Raw genomic sequence first — 16,976 nt, 5'->3', positions numbered from 1 at the left:
GCGCCACCACGAGCCCGAGCAGCAGCAGCGCCGCCGCGAGGGGCCGGCCGGCGCGGGGGGCCCGGGCGCGCGGGCTCGCGGCCGTCACGAGAGCGTCAGGGTCAACACCGCCGTGTAGGCGCCGGGCGGGGTGTAGGCGGGCACGTCCAGCGTCACGCCGGCGTCCACGGTGAAGGTGCCCCCGACCCGCGGCGCGTCCGCGGTGGAGGCCAGCACCGCGCCGTCCGGGCCGACCACGCCCGCGCTGCCCGGCACGCAGGGGCTCGGGGCGCCCCGCGCCGCCGCGCAGGTCGGCGTCCAGGACAGGGCCGCACCGGGGATGCGGACCCCGCCCGGGCCCGTGAAGTCGCTCACCCTGCCGACCAGCGTCCAGCCCGCGGACCCGCCCCGGGCGTCCGTCACCGTGACCGTGCCGATCCGACCGGGGGCCGCGCCGCCGTCCCCGTACGGGACCGCGCCGAGGGTCATCGCCGCGCCCGCCTGGGCCATGGCCAGCCCGCCCGGCTCCACGGTGACCGTGACCCGTTGCGCGGCCGGCGCCTGCGGCGCGTGCCCGGCGGACGCGTCGGGCTCGACGGACGCGTCGGGCTCGACGGACGCCGCCGGCGGCGCCGCGGGGGGCACGGGCTCGACGACCGCGTACGCCGCCGGCCCGGTCCCCCGCCGCGCCGACCAGGCCCCGCCCTCGTAGGCCACCACCCCGGTCGTGGCCCGGTCGGTGACCGTCAGCCATACCGTGACCCGCCCGAGCCGGTCGGCGGTGGCCGCCACCCGGTCGGCGGTCTCGGCGGCCCCCGCTCGCCCGGCGACGGTCACGGCCTCGCCCGGCGCGAAGCCGACGCCGGTGACCTCGACCCGGTCCCCCGGCCGGCCGTGGGCGGAGCCCAGGAGCACCGCGCGCGGGTTCGCCGTGGGCAGCGGGGTGGCGGTGAGCCGCGCCGAGACGGGGGCCGCCTCGACCGCGCACACGGTGTCGAGGTCGAGGAGGTGCGCGGTGTGCAGGGTGTAGCCGGCCGGGGCGAGGGTGATCGCGCCGGGGGCGGTGACCGTGAAGGTTCCGGTCATGGTGACGGCGGGCAGCTCCGCGCCGGCCGCCACCGGCTCGTTGCGCTTCGGCCCGACGACGGTGACCTCGCCGCCCTGCGCGCCCCCGAGCCGGACCTTCCCGGTGGGGGTCAGCACGTCGGCGGGCAGGGGGCCGCCGACGGGGTTGACCGCCGGGGTGCGGTCGATCCCGTAGGTGACGGTCACGGTGTCGCCGACGCGCGGGTTCGGGTCGTCCACGGTGAGCCGGCCGGTGGTGGCCCCGTCCGCGGGCGGCAGACCGGCCTCCTGCGGTGCGAGGCACCGGGTGGGGAAATCCACCTGCCCCGGGGGCGTTTCCCCCTCGGCGGCGGCCGGCGCGGCGAGCGCGCTCCCGGCCGCGACCACGGCCATGCCGACGGCCGCCGACCATCTCCTGCCGCGCGCGCCTGTTCGCACTGCCCGCACCCCCACGTCCGCCCTGACGTCCGCCCCGGTCCGCGGTTCTGTGTCCCGCCGTTCCGGGAGGGCCATTCACGAGCGGGCGTCGGGAGAAGTCAAGGCGCGCGGACCCCATCGACTGATGGCCCATCAGATGCCGGCGGGATGACGGTCCCCCGCCGCTCACCGGCCGATCCGACACCGCTCAGCCGCCGACCACCGCTTCGCGGAAGGTCCGCCGGTAGGCCGTCGGGCTGACCCCCAACGCCGCCTGCACGTGCTTGCGCAGCGACTGCGCGGTACCGAAGCCCGTCTCCCTGGCCACCACCTCCATCGCCAGGTCGGTCCGCTCCAGCAACTGCCGGGCCCGCTCGACCCGCTGGGCGATGATCCACTCCCCCGGGCTGACCCCGGACTCCTCACGGAACCGGCGCGTGAACGTCCGCACCGAGACGCACTCCTGGCGCGCCAGATCGCTCAACCGCAGCGGCTCGTGGAGCCGGTCCAGCGCCCAGGCCCGCGCCGCCGTGGTGCTCGCCAGTTGCGGCTGCGGCACCGGACGGTCGACGAACTGGGCCTGCCCGCCTTCCCGGTGGGGCGGTACGACGGTCCGCCGGGCCACGTCGTTGGCGACGGCGGCGCCGTGGTCGCGGCGCACGATGTGCAGGCACAGGTCGACCCCGGCGGCCACCCCGGCGGAGGTGAGCACGTTCCCGTCGTCCGTGTAGAGCACTCCCGGGTCGACCCGTACGGCCGGGAAGAGGGACTGGAAGTGCTCGGCCGAGGCCCAGTGGGTGGTGGCCCGACGGCCGTCCAGGTACCCGGCGGCGGCCAGGACGTAGCCGCCCGTGCAGATGGAGACGAGCCGCGTGGCGGGCCCGATGTGCGCGAGGGCGGCGGCGAGCTCGGGGGTGAGCCTGCCCTCGCTGTGCACCGGTCCCAGCTCGTACGAGGCGGGCACCACGACCGTGTCGGCGGTGGCCAGCAGCTCGGGACCGTGCGCCACGTCGACCGCGAAGTCGGCGTCGGTGGGCACCGGGCCCGGGGCGAGTCCGCAGGTGAGGATCTCGTAGAGCGGGCGGCCGGCGCCGTCCTTGGCCCGGCCGAAGATCCGGTGCGGGATGCCGAGCTCGAAGGGCAACAGGCCCGCGAGGGCGAGCACCACCACCCGGTGCGGTGCGGGCCGGCCCGCCCGCCGTGACTGCGCGTCCATGGCCCGATCGTAGCGAAGCATGACGGTCAGGCCACTGTCGTACGGGGGCCCGCCGGCCGGAAGCTGTCGGGGTGACGCAGACAGCCCCCGCCTCCCCGGACCCCACAGTCCCGACCGCCCCGACCGCCCCACCGACCCCGGCGACGCCCGAGGCCCCTCAGGCCTCCTCGGCCTCCCCGGCCCCTCGCGCCCCCCGCGAACCGGGACGCGTCCACCGCGCCTGGTTCGCCGCCGCCGTGGCCTTCGTGACGATCATCGGCGCCGCCGCCTCCGCTTCCCTCCCCGGACTGCTCATCGAGCCGCTCCACGAGGAGTTCTCCTGGTCGCGCGGCACGATCGGCTTCGCCGTCTCCGTCAACCTCGCCCTCTACGGGCTCACCGCACCCTTCGCCGCCGCCCTGATGGATCGTTTCGGCATCCGTAGGGTCGTCGCCCTCGCCCTCACCGTCATCGCCGGTGGATCCATCGCCACCGTCTGGATGACCGCGGCCTGGCAACTGGTGCTCTTCTGGGGCGTCCTCGTCGGACTCGGCAGCGGCTCCATGGCCCTCGCCTTCGCCGCCACCGTCACCAACCGCTGGTTCACCGCCCGCCGCGGCCTCGTCACCGGCGTACTCACCGCCGCCGGCGCCTCCGGCCAGCTGATCTTCCTCCCCCTGCTGTCCTGGCTCGTCGAACACCACGGCTGGCGCCCCGCGTCCGTCACGGTCTCCCTCGCCGCCCTGACCGTCGTGCCGTTCGTCTGGCTGCTCCTGCGCGACCATCCCGCCGACCTGGGCCTCGCCCCCTACGGAGGCACCTGGGAACCGAAACCCGCACCCGTACCGGGCGCCGCCCGCCGAGCCGTCACCGTCCTGTTCAAAGCCGCCCGCACCGGACCGTTCTGGCTCCTCGCCGGCACCTTCGCGATCTGCGGAGCCTCCACGAACGGCCTCGTACGGACCCACTTCGCCCCCGCCGCCCACGACCACGGCATGCCCATCACCACCGCGGCCGGACTCCTCGCCGTCATCGGCGTGTTCGACGTCGTCGGCACCATCGCCTCCGGCTGGTTCACCGACCGCTTCGACGCGCGCCGCCTGCTCGCCGTCTACTACGCCCTGCGCGGGATCTCCCTGCTCTTCCTGCCCATGCTCCTGGCCCCCGCCGTCCACCCGCCGATGCTGTTCTTCATCGTCTTCTACGGGCTCGACTGGGTCGCCACCGTCCCTCCGACCATCGCACTGTGCCGGGAGCAGTACGGCGAGGACAGCGCCATCGTCTTCGGCTGGGTCCTCGCCTCGCACCAGATCGGCGCGGCCCTCGTCGCCTTCCTCGGCGGAGTCGCCCGCGACGCCCTCGGCTCCTACGACCTCGTCTGGTACGCCTCGGGAGCGCTGTGCGCACTGGCGGCCCTGATGGCGATGATCATCCGCCGAGCCCGCGCTTAAGGGGCTCGTTCGCCTCCGGGGGCGCCGCAGTCGGCTCCAGGAGGACGTACGTCCCCTTTTTTGGGGCTCGTTCACCTCCGGGAGCGCAGCAGTCGGCTCCAGGAGGGCGTACGTCCCCTTTTTTGGGGCTCGTTCACCTCCGGGGGCGCGGCAGTCGGCTCCAGGAGGACGTACGTCCTCGAAAACGCTCGTTCCTCGCGTTTCCTCCGGGCGTTCGCCCTCCTTCGCCGACGCGCCCCCTTCGGCTCACTCGCCCGTGCGGGCTGCGAAGGGGGCGTTCACCGGGGTTCGGCCGCGTGGCCGTCGCTGGGCTAGCCGGCCGGGGTCGTGGACTTCAGGGTGCCGTCGGGGGCGGCCAGGAGGACCGGGGTGGCGGGGCCGCCCAGGTCACGGACCGCCGCGCGGTCGGCCTCGGCGGGGGCGTCGGCCGCGCTCACCACGGCGGCCGCCTCCAGGGAACGGGCGCCGCTCGCCACGGCCATCGCGACCGCCGTCTGGAGGGCGCTCAGCTTCAGGGAGTCCAGCTCCACCGTCCCGGCGACGTACGTCCGACCGGTCTCGTCACGCACCGCCGCACCCTCCGGGACCCCGTTGCGGGCCCGGGCGCTGCGCGCCAGCGTGATGATCTTGCTGTCCTCGGGGTCGATCCCGGTGCCCACGGTGCTCTCGGTCATGGGCGACAGCATAGGGAGCGCCTCGGCCGGGCGGTGCAACGACCCCGCCGAGGCGCCCTCCCCTCCGTCCCACGAGCCCCCCGGGACGGGATAAACCTAAGCGAAAACCGAAGGGCCCCTAGGATCCAAAGGTCCCGTAAGCGAATGACCTTCGTCCCTACGGTCCTGCGGTCTCAGGGGCGGTCGAGTCGCAGTCGCTCCGCCCTCGGCAGCCCCGCCACGACCAGGTCGTACGAGTCCTCCACCAGCTCCCGCACCAGCGCGTCCGGCAGTTCGCCGACCGTGACCGTGTTCCAGTGCCGCTTGTTCATGTGCCAACCGGGCACGATCGCCGCGTGCTCGGCGCGCAGCCGCACCGCGGCCTCCGGATCGCACTTGAGGTTGACCTTCAACGGCTCGCCGTCCAGCGCCGACAGCGCGAAGACCTTCCCCAGCACCTTGAACACCGAGGTCTCGGGGGTGAAGGGGAACTCCTCCACCGCCGCGTTGAAGCCCAGGCAGAAGGCGCGCAGCTCGGCCGGGGTCATTCGCCCTCCTCGCCCTCGCCGGGAGACGGTTCGACCACCGGCTCGACGAGCACCGTCACGATCTTGTTCCGGCGTCCCGCAGGGGACTCGGCCGTCAGCCGCAGCGGACGCCCGTCCGGCAGCTCCACCATCGCGGAGGCACCCGCGATCGGCACCCTGCCCAGGGCCTTGGCCAGCAGTCCGCCGACGGTCTCGACGTCCTCGTCGTCGAAGGCCTCCACCCCGAACAGCTCTCCGAGGTCGGTGATGTCGAGCCGGGCCGTGACCCGGTAGCGGTCCTCGCCCAGCTCCTCGACCGGCGCGATCTCCCGGTCGTACTCGTCGGTGATCTCGCCGACGATCTCCTCCAGGATGTCCTCGATCGTGACGATGCCCGCCGTGCCGCCGTACTCGTCGATGACGACGGCCACGTGGTTGCGCACCGACTGCATCTCCCGCAGCAGGTCGCCCGCGTTCTTCGTGTCGGGCACGAACACCGCCGGCCGCATCACCGTCGAGACCAGGTCCGCTTCCGCCTCACGGTTGATGTGGGTGCGGCGCACGAGGTCCTTGAGGTAGACCATCCCGACGATGTCGTCCTCGTTCTCGCCCGTGACCGGGATCCGCGAGAAACCGGACCGCAGGGCGAGCGTGGTCGCCTGACGGATCGTCTTGTAGCGCTCGATGCACACCAGGTCGGTGCGCGGCACCATCACCTCGCGCACGAGCGTGTCGCCGAGCTCGAAGACCTGGTGCACCATGCGGCGCTCGTCGTCCTCGATCAGCGATTCCTTCTCCGCGAGGTCCACCATCGCCCGCAGTTCCGCCTCGGAGGCGAAGGGGCCCTTGCGGAAGCCCTTCCCCGGGGTCAGCGCGTTGCCGACGAGGATCAGCAACTGCGGGATGGGGCCCATCACCCGGGCGAGCGGTACGAGGACGTACGCGGCCGCCGTAGCGGTGTTCAGCGGATGCTGGCGGCCGATGGTGCGCGGGGACACGCCCACCGCGACGAACGACACCAGCACCATCACGGCGATGGCGACGAGCAGCGCGGTCCAGTTCTCCCCGAACGCGTCGAGGCAGACGTAGGTGACGAGGACGCCCGCCGCCATCTCGCAGGTCACCCGCACCAGCAGCGCCACGTTGACGTAGCGGGTCGGGTCGCCCGCGACCTGGGCGAGCTTCGCGCTGCCGCGCCGGCCCTCCCGTACGGCCTGTTCGGCGCGGAAGCTGGAGACGCGGGCGATCCCGGACTCCGCGCAGGCCGCGAACCAGGCCACGACGACGAGCAGGACCGCCCCGGTGATCAGCTGAGGCGCGCCGGTCACGAGACGGTCGGGGCCGGGGAGGGACCGGTCAGCCCGCGCTCGGCGCGCCAGCCGTCGACGATGGCCGCCTGGAGGCCGAACATCTCGGCCTTCTCGTCCGGCTCCTCGTGGTCGTAGCCGAGCAGGTGCAGCACGCCGTGGACGGTGAGGAGCTGGAGCTCCTCGTCCATGGAGTGCCCCGTCGGCGCCTCCTCGCCCTGCTTCTTGGCCACCTCGGGGCAGAGCACGATGTCGCCGAGGAGCCCCTGCGGGGGCTCCTCGTCGTCCTTCGTCGGCGGACGCAGCTCGTCCATCGGGAAGGACATGACGTCGGTGGGTCCGGGCAGGTCCATCCACTGGATGTGGAGCTGCTCCATGGCGTCCTCGTCGATGACGATGACGGAGAGCTCGGAGAGCGGGTGGATCCGCATCCGGGTGAGCGCGTAGCGGGCGATGTCGAGGATCGCCTGCTCGTCGACCTCGGTTCCGGACTCGTTGTTGACGTCGATCGACATGGTGCGCCGGTATCTACTTCCGCTGGTGGCCGTTCGGGGCCGGGTGGGCCTCGTCGTACTTCTCGTACGCGTCGACGATACGGCCGACCAGCTTGTGCCGGACGACATCCTCGGACGTGAGCCGCGAGAAGTGGATGTCCGGCACCCCTTCGAGGATCTCCTGGACCTGCCGCAGACCGCTCCGGGCCCCTCCCGGCAGGTCGACCTGGGTGACGTCACCGGTGATGACGATCTTCGAGTCGAAGCCGAGGCGGGTGAGGAACATCTTCATCTGCTCGGTGGTCGTGTTCTGCGCCTCGTCGAGCACCACGAAGGCGTCGTTGAGGGTGCGACCGCGCATGTACGCCAGGGGCGCGACCTCGATGGTTCCGGCGGCCATCAGCCGGGGGATGGAGTCCGGGTCCAGCATGTCGTGCAGGGCGTCGTAGAGCGGCCGCAGGTACGGGTCGATCTTGTCGAACAGCGTGCCCGGCAGGAAGCCGAGCCGCTCGCCCGCCTCGACGGCGGGACGGGTCAGGATGATCCGGCTGACCTGCTTGGACTGCAGGGCCTGGACCGCCTTCGCCATCGCGAGGTAGGTCTTGCCGGTACCGGCGGGGCCGATGCCGAAGACGATCGTGTTCTTGTCGATCGCGTCGACGTACCGCTTCTGGTTGAGGGTCTTGGGGCGGATGGTGCGACCGCGGCTGGAGAGGATGTTCTGGGTGAGCACCTCGGCCGGGGTCTCCGTCGGGCCCGAACCGCTGCCGTTCGCCTTGAGCATGGCGATCGAGCGTTCCACTGCGTCCTCCGTCATCGGCTGCCCGGTGCGGAGCACGAGCATCATTTCGTCGAACAGGCGCTGGACGAGGGCGACTTCCGACGCTTCGCCGACCGCGCTGACCTGGTTGCCCCGAACGTGGATGTCGGCCTTCGGGAAAGCCTTCTCGATGACGCGCAACAGGGCGTCGCCCGAGCCGAGAACCGTCACCATCGGGTGCGTCGCCGGGACGGTGAAGTGGGCTCGCGCCTGGCCCGGCGCGGGGATGTGGGCTGTGGGTGTGTGAGTCATGGGCCGGCACTGTGGCCTGCGCATACCTCCCGCTGAGGGGCCGCGCCGTTCGTCGACCTCCGGAGTACCAAGGGTACGTCCACCCCCGGGCATCCCCGAGGGGTTTTACGGCCCGGCCCCCGCCCGGCTACGCGGGGTGGCGGAAGCCGATGGTCGGTACGGCCCGCCGGCGCGGGGAGCAGGTGGCGCCGGGCGGTACGAGGTCGTCCAGGAAGGCGTAGCGGTCGCGCAGGGCGTCGGGGGCCGAGCGCCACCAGGCGGCCACCTCGGGCCAGCCGGGCGCGGAGAGGGAGCCTCCGAACTCCTGGACCGACAGGGCCGCCGTGAGCCCGGCGAAGGCCAGCCGGTCGGCCAGCGGCCAGCCGGCGAGGCTGCCGGTGACGAACCCGGCGACGTACACGTCCCCCGCCCCGGTGGGGTCCAGGGCGTCGACCGGGATCCCGGGGACCTCGGCGGTCTCGCCCGTGCGGCTGTCGACCGCGTACGAGCCCTCCGGGCCCAGCGTCACCACCGCGACGGGCACTCGCTCGGCCAGGGCCCGCGCGGCGGCCCGGGGACAGTCGGTGCGGGTGTAGCGCATCGCCTCGCCCGCGTTCGGCAGGAAGGCCTCGCAGTGCTCCAGGTCGGCCAGGGCGCCCAGGTCCCAGCGGCCGGTGTCGTCCCAGCCCACGTCCGCGAAGATCCGCGAACCGCGCCGGGCCGCCTCCGCGATCCACCCCTCGCCCTGCCCGGCGCCCAGGGAGGCCACCGCGGCGCGGGCCTTGGGAGGGCAGCGCGGGAAGGGGCCGGGGCCCGCCGGGGGCGGGGCCTCGTGGCCGTGGGAGACCATCGTGCGTTCGCCCTCGTACGCCATGGAGACGGTGACGGGGCTGTGCCAGCCGGCGATGGTCCGCGACATGGAGAGGTCGATGCCCTCGCCCTGTTCGAGCGCGTCCCAGCAGTACTCGCCGTAGTGGTCGTCGCCGAACGCGGCGGCCAGGGAGGTGCGCAGGCCCAGCCGGGCCAGGGCGGTGGCCATGTTGGCGACGCCGCCGGGGCTGGAGCCCATGCCGCGCGCCCAGGACTCGGTGCCGCGCACGGGGGCGGATTCGAGGCCGGTGAAGATGATGTCGAGGAAGACCGTTCCGGTCAGGAAGACGTCACAGCCCGGTTCGTGCGGGTCGCGTACGGGACCCAGCGGGTCCAGTTGTCCCGGGCGGTTGATCCGGCTGTCCCGACTGCTCACGGCGTCTCCCCGTCGAAGTGTCGTTTCTGCTCGCACGGCGGCCACCGGAGCGGAACCGGTGGAAAGCTGCGAACCCTGCCCTCACGGCCAGGGCCGAAACCCAGTGTGACCCACCTCACTCAAGGAATGGTCCGTTCTCCGCCTCGAACCGCTCGACGCGGACGCCCCCGCCGCAGGTCGGGGCGGGGGCGCGGCCGGCTCAGCGCTTCGGCAGGGCCACCCGCGCGAGGTCCGACGCGATGGTCAGCTCGCCCTCGAACCCCGCCCGCCGGGCCTGGCGTTCGAACTCCGACGGATCCCCGTAGCGCTGCGAGAAGTGCGTCAGCACGAGGGCGCGCACGCCCGCGTCCCGCGCCACCCGCGCCGCCTGGCCGGCCGTGAGGTGCCCGTGGTCCACCGCGAGGCGCTCGTCCTCGTCCAGGAACGTCGACTCGATGACGAGCATGTCGCAGCCCTCCGCGAGGGCGTCGACCCCCTCGCACAGCCGCGTGTCCATGACGAAGGCGAACCGCTGCCCCGCCCGGTGCTCGCTGACGTCCTCCAGGGCGACGGCCCCGAGGCGTCCCTCGCGCTGGATCCGCCCGACGTCGGGGCCCTTGATCCCGTGCCGCGCGAGCAGCTCCGGCACCATCCGCCGCCCGTCCGGCTCCGTCACCCGGTAGCCGAAGGACTCCACCGGGTGCGACAGCTTCCGCGCCTCCAGCGTGTACGTCGGCCCGACCGCGAGCACCCCGTCGCGCTCCACCGGCTCCTCGGCCAGGGCCACCGTCTCCCGGTAGGCGGTCGCGTACCGCAGCCGGTCGAAGAACTTCTGCCCCGAGGCCGGGTAGTGCGCGGTGACCGGGTGCGGGACCTGGTCGAGGTTGATCCGCTGGATCACCCCGGCCAGGCCCAGGCTGTGGTCGCCGTGGAAGTGCGTGACGCAGATCCGGTTGATGTCGTGCGCCGCGACGCCGGCGCGCAGCATCTGGCGCTGCGTGCCCTCGCCGGGGTCGAAGAGGATGCCCTCGCCGTCCCAGCGCAGCAGGTAGCCGTTGTGGTTGCGGTGTCGGGTGGGAACCTGGCTGGCGGTGCCGAGGACCACGAACTCGCGTACGGACACGGTCTATCCGGGGGGCCACTGGAGGCCGCGGCCCCCGAGGACGTGGGCGTGGGCGTGCCAGACGGTCTGGCCGGCTCCGGAGCCGGTGTTGAAGACGATCCGGTAGCCGTGGTCGTCGATCTTCTCGTCGGCGGCGACCGCCCCGGCCTCGCGCAGTATGTCGGCGGCGACGGCCGGCTCGGCGGCGGCCAGGGAGGCGGCGTCCTTGTAGTGCGCCTTGGGGATGACCAGGACGTGCGTCGGCGCCTGCGGGTTGATGTCCCGGAAGGCGACCGTCGTCTCGGTCTCCCGGACCACCGTCGCGGGGATGGTCCCCGCGACGATCTTGCAGAACAGGCAATCCGCCTGAGGTTCCCCGGCCATGGCCGCGCCTCCCGTGATCGTGATCGGTCCGGGCATCGTATCGGCCCGGCCCGGGGTCACGGACGGCCCGGGAGCGGACTGCGGCGGTCCGGGAGCGGGGCCCCGGGCCTACGCCCAGCGCCCCGTACGCGCCAGCAGCACCGCCGCGGCCGCCGTCCCGGCCGTCGACGTACGCAGCACCGAGCGGCCCAGCCGGTACGGCCGGGCCCCGGCCTCCGCGAAGACGGCCAGCTCCTCGGGCGACACCCCGCCCTCCGGGCCGACCACCAGCACCACCGAGCCCTTCTCGGGCAGTTCGGCCGTCGCCAGCGCCTGCGAGGGGGTGTCCCGGTCCTCGTGCAGGACCATCGCCAGATCGGCCCCCGCGAGCAGCGCCGCCACCTGCTTCGTGGACAGCGCCTCGGCCACCTCCGGGAACCGCACCCGGCGGGACTGCTTGCCCGACTCCCTTGCCGTGGCACGCCACTTGGCCAGGGACTTCGCCCCGCGTTCGCCGCGCCACTGGGTGATGCACCGGGAGGCCTGCCAGGGCACGATCGCGTCGACGCCGGTCTCCGTCATGGTCTCGACGGCCACCTCGCCCCGGTCGCCCTTGGGCAGCGCCTGCACCACCGTGATCCGCACGGCGGGCTCCTCCTCCTGCGACACCGCGGAGACGTCGACGACCAGCCGGTCCTTGCCCTCCGCCGCCGCGACGACGGCCTCCGCCCAGGCGCCCCGCCCGTCGGTGAGCACCACCGCCTCGCCGGGCGTGAGCCGCTTCACCGACACGGCGTGCCGGCCCTCGGGGCCCTCCAACACGAAGCGGGGCCCCGCGGGGACCTCTTCGACCACGAACACGGGGGCCGTCATGACTCGCTCCTCATCTGCGTGGCCTGCACCACGCGCCGCGCCTCGGCCAGTTCGGCCGCGAGCACCTCCACCAACTGTCCGGCGGGCAGCGTGCGCGCCAGCCGGTGCCCCTGCCCCGCCCACAGGGCCATGCCCTGCGCGTCCCCGGCCGCCGCGGCCGCCTTGCGCAGCCCGGAGGTCATGTGGTGGAGCTGCGGGTAGGCCGCGGGCGCGTAGGGTCCGTGCTCGCGCACGAAGCGGTTGACCAGGCCGCGCGCGGGGCGCCCCGAGAAGGCCCGGGTGAGTTCCGTGTGCGGGAACATCGGGTCGGTCAGGGCCTTCTTGTGCAGCGGGTGCGCGCCGGACTCGGGGCAGGGCAGGAAGGCCGTGCCGAGCTGCGCCGCCTCCGCGCCGGCGGCGAGGACCGCGGCCAGCTGGGCGCCGCGCATCAGTCCGCCCGCCGCGATCAGCGGGAGGGCCACGGCCTCGCGCACCTGCGGCAGCAGGGCGAGCAGGCCGACGCCGGCGGTGCCGTCCGTCTCGGGGTCGTCGCGGTGGGTGCCCTGGTGGCCGCCCGCCTCCACGCCCTGGACGCACAGGCCGTCGGCGCCCGCGGCCTGTGCCGCGCGGGCCTCGTCGACGGAGGTCACGGTGACGATGGTGCGCGTACCGGCCCTGCGCAGGCGTTCCAGTACGGCGGGGGCGGGGCAGCCGAAGGTGAAGGAGACGACGGGGACCGGGTCCTCGACGAGGATGGCGAGCTTGGCCTCGTAACCGTCGTCGCAGGTGCCGATGATGTCCTCTTCGGCGAGGGAGACCTCGTACCAGCCGGCCTCGCCGGCGAGCTGTCCGCGGTACGCCTCGACGGCCGCCTGGTCGACGTGGCCGGTCTGCGGCATGAAGAGGTTCACGCCGAAGGGGCGGCGGGTCAGGCCCCGGGTCTGTTTGATCTCCTGGTACATGCCGTCGGCGGTCTTGTACCCGCCGGCGAGGAAGCCCAGCCCTCCGGCCTCGGACACGGCCGCCGCGAGCGGGGGGCAGGAGGCGCCGCCCGCCATGGGGGCCTGCACGATCGGGTACGGGTGGAGACCGTTCGCTGCCAAGGACATGGACTGCATCGTGCCATGTCCCGCTCACGGGGCCGAATCACGGCATTCGCCTGGCATAGTCCGCCCCGTCCGGCGTTTCCGACGCCCCTCCCCCGACGGTCCGCGACCGGCTCCCGACCGCTTCCCGACCCGCTCGCGACCTCCCGGGACGCCGCCGGGGAGCCCCCGTACACCCGCCCGGCGACCGCCCTCCCGGAGCCGTCCCGAACGCGCGCGAGCCCGGTCCGGGAGGTCCGGACCGGGCTCGTACGGCGCAGGGCGCGAAGGTACGGCTCAGCGGCCGTTGAAGGCGTCCTTCAGGCGGCTGAACAGCCCCTGCTGGCCGGGCGCGAACTGGCCCATCGGCCGCTCCTCGCCCCGCAGCTTGGCGAGCTGGCGCAGCAGTTCCTCCTGCTGGGAGTCCAGCTTGCCGGGGGTGGTGACCTCGACGTGGACGATCAGGTCGCCGCGCCCGCCGCCGCGCAGGTGCGTGACGCCGCGGCCGTGCAGCGGGATCGCCTGGCCGGACTGGGTGCCCGGGCGGATGTCGATCTCCTCCATGCCGTCCAGCGTCTCCAGCGGGCACTTGGTGCCCAGGGCCGCCGCCGTCATGGGGATGGTGACCGTGCAGTGCAGGTCGTCCCCGCGCCGCTGGAAGGTCGGGTGCGGCAGCTCGTGGATCTCGACGTACAGGTCGCCGGCGGGGCCGCCGCCGGGGCCGACCTCGCCCTCGCCCGCGAGCTGGATCCGGGTGCCGTTCTCGACGCCGGCGGGGATCTTGACCGTCAGGTTGCGGCGGGAGCGGACCCGGCCGTCGCCCGCGCACTCGGGGCACGGGGTCGGGACCACGGTGCCGAAGCCCTGGCACTGCGGGCAGGGGCGCGAGGTCATGACCTGGCCCAGGAAGGACCGGGTGACCTGCGAGACCTCACCGCGACCGCGGCACATGTCGCACGTCTGCGCCGAGGTGCCGGGAGCGGCGCCCTCACCGGAGCAGGTGGTGCAGACCACGGCCGTGTCGACCTGGATGTCCTTGGTCGTGCCGAAGGCGGCCTCGTCCAGCTCCAGGTCGAGGCGGATCATGGCGTCCTGGCCGCGGCGGGTGCGCGAGCGCGGGCCGCGCTGCGAGGCCTGGCCGAAGAAGGCGTCCATGATGTCGGAGAAGTTGCCGAAGCCGCCCTGGCCGAAGCCGCCGGCGCCACCGCCGCCGCCCGAGGAGGACAGCGGGTCGCCGCCGAGGTCGTAGACCTGCTTCTTCTGCGGGTCCGAGAGGACCTCGTAGGCCGCGTTGATCTCCTTGAAGCGCTCTTGCGTCTTGGGATCGGGGTTCACGTCCGGGTGCAGCTCGCGCGCGAGCCGCCGGAAGGCCTTCTTGATCTCGTCCTGGGATGCGTCGCGGCGCACGCCGAGAACGGCGTAGTAGTCCGTGGCCACTTACGACTCCGCCAGGATCTGTCCGACGTAACGTGCCACTGCGCGTACCGCTCCCATCGTTCCGGGGTAGTCCATGCGGGTCGGTCCGACCACGCCGAGTTTGGCGACTGCCTCGCCGCCCGAACCGTAGCCGACGGAGACGACCGACGTGGAGTTGAGCCCCTCGTAGGCGTTCTCGTGACCGATCCGTACGGCCATCCCCGACTCACCGGCCTCGCCCAGCAGCTTCAGGAGCACCACGTGCTCCTCCAGCGCTTCGAGCACGGGCCTGATGGTCAAGGGAAAATCATGTCCGAAGCGAGTGAGGTTGGCGGTGCCGCCGATCATCAGCCGCTCCTCCGCCTCCTCGGCCAGCGTTTCGAGGAGGGTCGCCAGGACGGCCTTGACGGTCGCCCGGTCGTCGATCTCGAACGACTCCGGAAGGTCCTGCACGAGCTGCGGCACGTCGGTGAACCGGCGGCCGACGACCCGGGAGTTCAGCCGCGCCCGCAGGTCGGCGAGCGAGGTGTCGGCGAACGGCGTCTGGGTGTCGACGAGCCGCTGCTCGACCCGCCCGGTGTCCGTGATCAGCACGAGCATCAGCCGGGCCGGGGCCAGCGACAGCAGCTCGACGTGACGGACGGTGGAGCGGGTCAGGGACGGGTACTGGACGACGGCCACCTGGCGGGTGAGCTGCGCGAGCAGGCGCACCGTGCGGCCGACCACGTCGTCGAGGTCGACGGCGCCGTCGAGGAAGTTCTGGATGGCCCGACGCTCGGGCGTCGACAGCGGCTTGACGCCCGCCAGCCTGTCGACGAAGAGGCGGTAGCCCTTGTCCGTGGGGATGCGACCGGCGCTCGTGTGGGGCTGGGCGATGTAGCCCTCCTCCTCCAGCACGGCCATGTCGTTGCGCACGGTGGCGGGCGAGACGCCGAGGCGGTGGCGCTCGGTGAGGGCCTTGGAGCCGACGGGCTCCTCCGTCCCGACGTAGTCCTGGACGATGGCGCGCAGCACTTCGAGCCTGCGTTCACTGAGCATCGCGCACACCTCCGGATGCGGGTCGGTCGTCGGTCGGGCGGCCGTGGCGGGGCGCCGCTGGGTTCTCCGGTCTTCGTTGGCACTCTGCGCGTGCGAGTGCCAGAGATCCCCCGGTCAGTGTACGGCCGGGTGGTACGCCGCGGGCAAGGGTGGCCCGCCAGGGTAGCGTCACGCCATGGACGTGCGATGGGAAGAGGCCGGCTGGGAACGGCTGACCGGACGGGTCGGCCGCAGGCGTCTGCCGGTGTGGGACTGCACCGTGGGACTGGTGGTGGGGGACGGGGCGACGCTCCTGATCGACCCCGGATCGTGTGTACGCGAGGGGGCCGGTCTGCGGGCCGAGGCGGAGCGGCTGACCGGCGGGCGCGTGACCCATATCGCATTCACCCACGGACATTTCGACCACGTGCTGGGCGCGCCCGCGTTCGCCGGCGCGGAGTCCTACGGCGCCGTCGGGCTGGACCGGCTGCTGGGGACCCCCACGGGCCGCGAGGAGCTGCGCGCGAGCGCGGTGCGCCACGGCCTGGATCCGGCGGAGGCGGCGGAGTCCGTGGAGCTCGTACGGGCGCCCCGGCACCTCGTGTCGGGCGAGTGGACGCTGGACCTGGGCGGGGTGCAGGTGCTGCTGGCCAACGTGGGCCCGGCGCACTCGTGGCACGACCTGGCCGTCTTCGTGCCGGGCGAACGCGAGACGGTGTTCTGCGGGGACCTGGTCGAGGAGTCGGGCGAGCCCCAGGCCGGTCGGGACGCGGTCCCGGGGCAGTGGCCGGCCGCGATGGACCGGCTGCTGTCGCTCGGCGGACCGGACGCGCGGTACGTGCCGGGTCACGGCGCGGTGGTCGGGGCGGACTTCGTACGTGAGCAACGCGACACTCTGGCGGCCCTGTTCGGCGTGTCGGGCGCCTGAGCGCGGCGGCTCTCCTAGGGTCGGCCGGATGCGCGAGTACTCCCCCGACCTGACCCCGCAGTGGAAGCGGCCCAAGGCCGTTCCCGAGGTTCCCGCCGACCCCGACCTGGTGGTGGAGGTGGCCGGTACGGACTTCTGCGGCGCGGTGGTGGCCTGCGAGGCGGGCACGGTGACCCTGGAGGACCGCTTCGGCAAGCGGCGGGTGTTCCCGCTGGAGCCGCGCGGCTTCCTGCTGGAGGGCGCGGTGGTGACGCTGACCCGCCCCGGGCGGGCGCCGGCCGCTCCCGCGCGCACGGCGTCGGGTTCGCTGGCGGTGCCGGGCGCCCGGGCCCGGGTGGCCCGGGCCGGGCGGATCTACGTGGAGGGCCGGCACGACGCCGAGCTGGTCGAGCGGGTCTGGGGCGACGACCTGCGGATCGAGGGCGTGGTCGTGGAGTACCTGGAGGGCGTCGACGACCTCCCGGCGGTGGTGGCGGAGTTCGGCCCGGCCCCGGACGCCCGGCTCGGGGTCCTGGTGGACCACCTGGTGCCGGGCTCGAAGGAGTCCCGCATCGCGGCGGCGGTGACCTCCCCGGACGTGCTGATCGTCGGTCACCCGTACGTGGACGTGTGGCAGGCGGTGAAGCCGTCCGCGCTCGGCATCCCGGCGTGGCCGACCGTGCCGCGCGGCCGGGACTGGAAGACGGGCGTCTGCGCGGCGCTCGGCTGGCCGGAGAACACCGGGGCCGCCTGGCAGCACATCCTGTCCCGCGTGACCTCGTACAAGGATCTGGAGCCCACCCTGCTCGGCGCGGTGGAGCACCTCATCGACCACGTCACGTCCTGAGGCCCCGCACGGGGCCGGCGCGG

General features: G+C 73.6%; 17 protein-coding genes. 3 read left to right on the top strand and 14 right to left on the bottom strand.

What is annotated here, in order from left to right; translation table 11 throughout:
• Window positions 1-84: 84 nt before the first annotated feature.
• Window positions 85-1,437, bottom strand: coding sequence for a beta-xylosidase (locus AB0D01_RS31895; RefSeq protein ID WP_363061422.1), 1,353 nt, complete (start codon window positions 1,435-1,437; stop codon window positions 85-87).
• Between the two features lie 232 nt (window positions 1,438-1,669).
• Entirely contained in the window at window positions 1,670-2,677 is a 1,008-nt protein-coding gene (locus AB0D01_RS31890) for a helix-turn-helix domain-containing protein (protein WP_363061363.1), read from the bottom strand.
• Between the two features lie 71 nt (window positions 2,678-2,748).
• On the opposite strand from AB0D01_RS31890, the gene AB0D01_RS31885 reads away from it, so the two are divergent.
• The gene (locus AB0D01_RS31885; RefSeq protein ID WP_363061361.1) at window positions 2,749-4,107 is read left to right on the top strand and encodes an MFS transporter; all 1,359 of its coding nucleotides are present in this window, start codon (window positions 2,749-2,751) and stop codon (window positions 4,105-4,107) included.
• 311 nt (window positions 4,108-4,418) lie between these two features.
• Here the strand turns inward: AB0D01_RS31885 and AB0D01_RS31880 are convergent, their stop codons facing one another.
• From AB0D01_RS31880 to hrcA, 12 genes are all read right to left on the bottom strand, one after another.
• Complete coding sequence (locus AB0D01_RS31880) at window positions 4,419-4,781, bottom strand: cytidine deaminase (RefSeq protein WP_363061359.1); 363 nt, start codon at window positions 4,779-4,781, stop codon at window positions 4,419-4,421.
• Between the two features lie 173 nt (window positions 4,782-4,954).
• Complete coding sequence (locus tag AB0D01_RS31875; RefSeq protein ID WP_363061357.1) at window positions 4,955-5,308, bottom strand: MmcQ/YjbR family DNA-binding protein; 354 nt, start codon at window positions 5,306-5,308, stop codon at window positions 4,955-4,957.
• Window positions 5,305-6,615: a hemolysin family protein gene (locus AB0D01_RS31870; protein ID WP_363061355.1), complete on the bottom strand. Its 1,311-nt coding sequence runs from the start codon at window positions 6,613-6,615 to the stop codon at window positions 5,305-5,307. The genes AB0D01_RS31875 and AB0D01_RS31870 overlap by 4 nt, the downstream gene beginning before the upstream one ends.
• Complete coding sequence (gene ybeY, locus AB0D01_RS31865) at window positions 6,612-7,109, bottom strand: rRNA maturation RNase YbeY (protein WP_363061353.1); 498 nt, start codon at window positions 7,107-7,109, stop codon at window positions 6,612-6,614. The genes AB0D01_RS31870 and ybeY overlap by 4 nt, the downstream gene beginning before the upstream one ends.
• Window positions 7,110-7,122: 13 nt before the next feature.
• Window positions 7,123-8,160 (bottom strand): PhoH family protein, encoded by a 1,038-nt coding sequence (locus AB0D01_RS31860; protein ID WP_363061352.1) that lies wholly within the window; start codon window positions 8,158-8,160, stop codon window positions 7,123-7,125.
• Window positions 8,161-8,287: 127 nt separating this feature from the next.
• Complete coding sequence (locus tag AB0D01_RS31855; RefSeq protein ID WP_363061350.1) at window positions 8,288-9,385, bottom strand: PfkB family carbohydrate kinase; 1,098 nt, start codon at window positions 9,383-9,385, stop codon at window positions 8,288-8,290.
• A 199-nt stretch (window positions 9,386-9,584) separates the two neighbouring features.
• Window positions 9,585-10,487 carry a ribonuclease Z gene (locus tag AB0D01_RS31850; RefSeq protein ID WP_363061348.1) on the bottom strand — a complete coding sequence of 301 codons (903 nt, stop codon included), beginning with the start codon at window positions 10,485-10,487 and terminating at the stop codon, window positions 9,585-9,587.
• Between the two features lie 3 nt (window positions 10,488-10,490).
• Window positions 10,491-10,850: a histidine triad nucleotide-binding protein gene (locus tag AB0D01_RS31845; protein WP_363061346.1), complete on the bottom strand. Its 360-nt coding sequence runs from the start codon at window positions 10,848-10,850 to the stop codon at window positions 10,491-10,493.
• Between the two features lie 108 nt (window positions 10,851-10,958).
• The gene (locus AB0D01_RS31840) at window positions 10,959-11,702 is read right to left on the bottom strand and encodes a 16S rRNA (uracil(1498)-N(3))-methyltransferase (protein WP_363061344.1); all 744 of its coding nucleotides are present in this window, start codon (window positions 11,700-11,702) and stop codon (window positions 10,959-10,961) included.
• Window positions 11,699-12,790, bottom strand: a complete 1,092-nt coding sequence (locus AB0D01_RS31835) for a nitronate monooxygenase (RefSeq protein WP_363061343.1) — start codon at window positions 12,788-12,790, stop codon at window positions 11,699-11,701. Before AB0D01_RS31835 ends, AB0D01_RS31840 begins: the two co-directional genes overlap by 4 nt.
• Before the next feature lie 273 nt (window positions 12,791-13,063).
• Complete coding sequence (gene dnaJ, locus AB0D01_RS31830; RefSeq protein ID WP_363061341.1) at window positions 13,064-14,203, bottom strand: molecular chaperone DnaJ; 1,140 nt, start codon at window positions 14,201-14,203, stop codon at window positions 13,064-13,066.
• The gene (gene hrcA, locus AB0D01_RS31825) at window positions 14,204-15,220 is read right to left on the bottom strand and encodes a heat-inducible transcriptional repressor HrcA (RefSeq protein ID WP_363061339.1); all 1,017 of its coding nucleotides are present in this window, start codon (window positions 15,218-15,220) and stop codon (window positions 14,204-14,206) included.
• A gap of 175 nt (window positions 15,221-15,395) precedes the next feature.
• Here hrcA and AB0D01_RS31820 point away from each other — a divergent pair, with 175 nt between their 5' ends.
• Both AB0D01_RS31820 and AB0D01_RS31815 read left to right on the top strand, forming a co-directional pair.
• Window positions 15,396-16,127 (top strand): MBL fold metallo-hydrolase, encoded by a 732-nt coding sequence (locus AB0D01_RS31820; protein WP_363061337.1) that lies wholly within the window; start codon window positions 15,396-15,398, stop codon window positions 16,125-16,127.
• Between the two features lie 28 nt (window positions 16,128-16,155).
• The gene (locus AB0D01_RS31815; protein WP_363061336.1) at window positions 16,156-16,953 is read left to right on the top strand and encodes a DUF3097 domain-containing protein; all 798 of its coding nucleotides are present in this window, start codon (window positions 16,156-16,158) and stop codon (window positions 16,951-16,953) included.
• Window positions 16,954-16,976: the final 23 nt, after the last annotated feature.

The sequence above is a fragment of the Streptomyces sp. NPDC048606 genome, assembly GCF_040650855.1.
In the GTDB taxonomy this organism is placed as follows: Bacteria; Actinomycetota; Actinomycetes; order Streptomycetales; family Streptomycetaceae; genus Streptomyces.
This window is presented reverse-complemented; position numbering and strand designations above follow the sequence as displayed.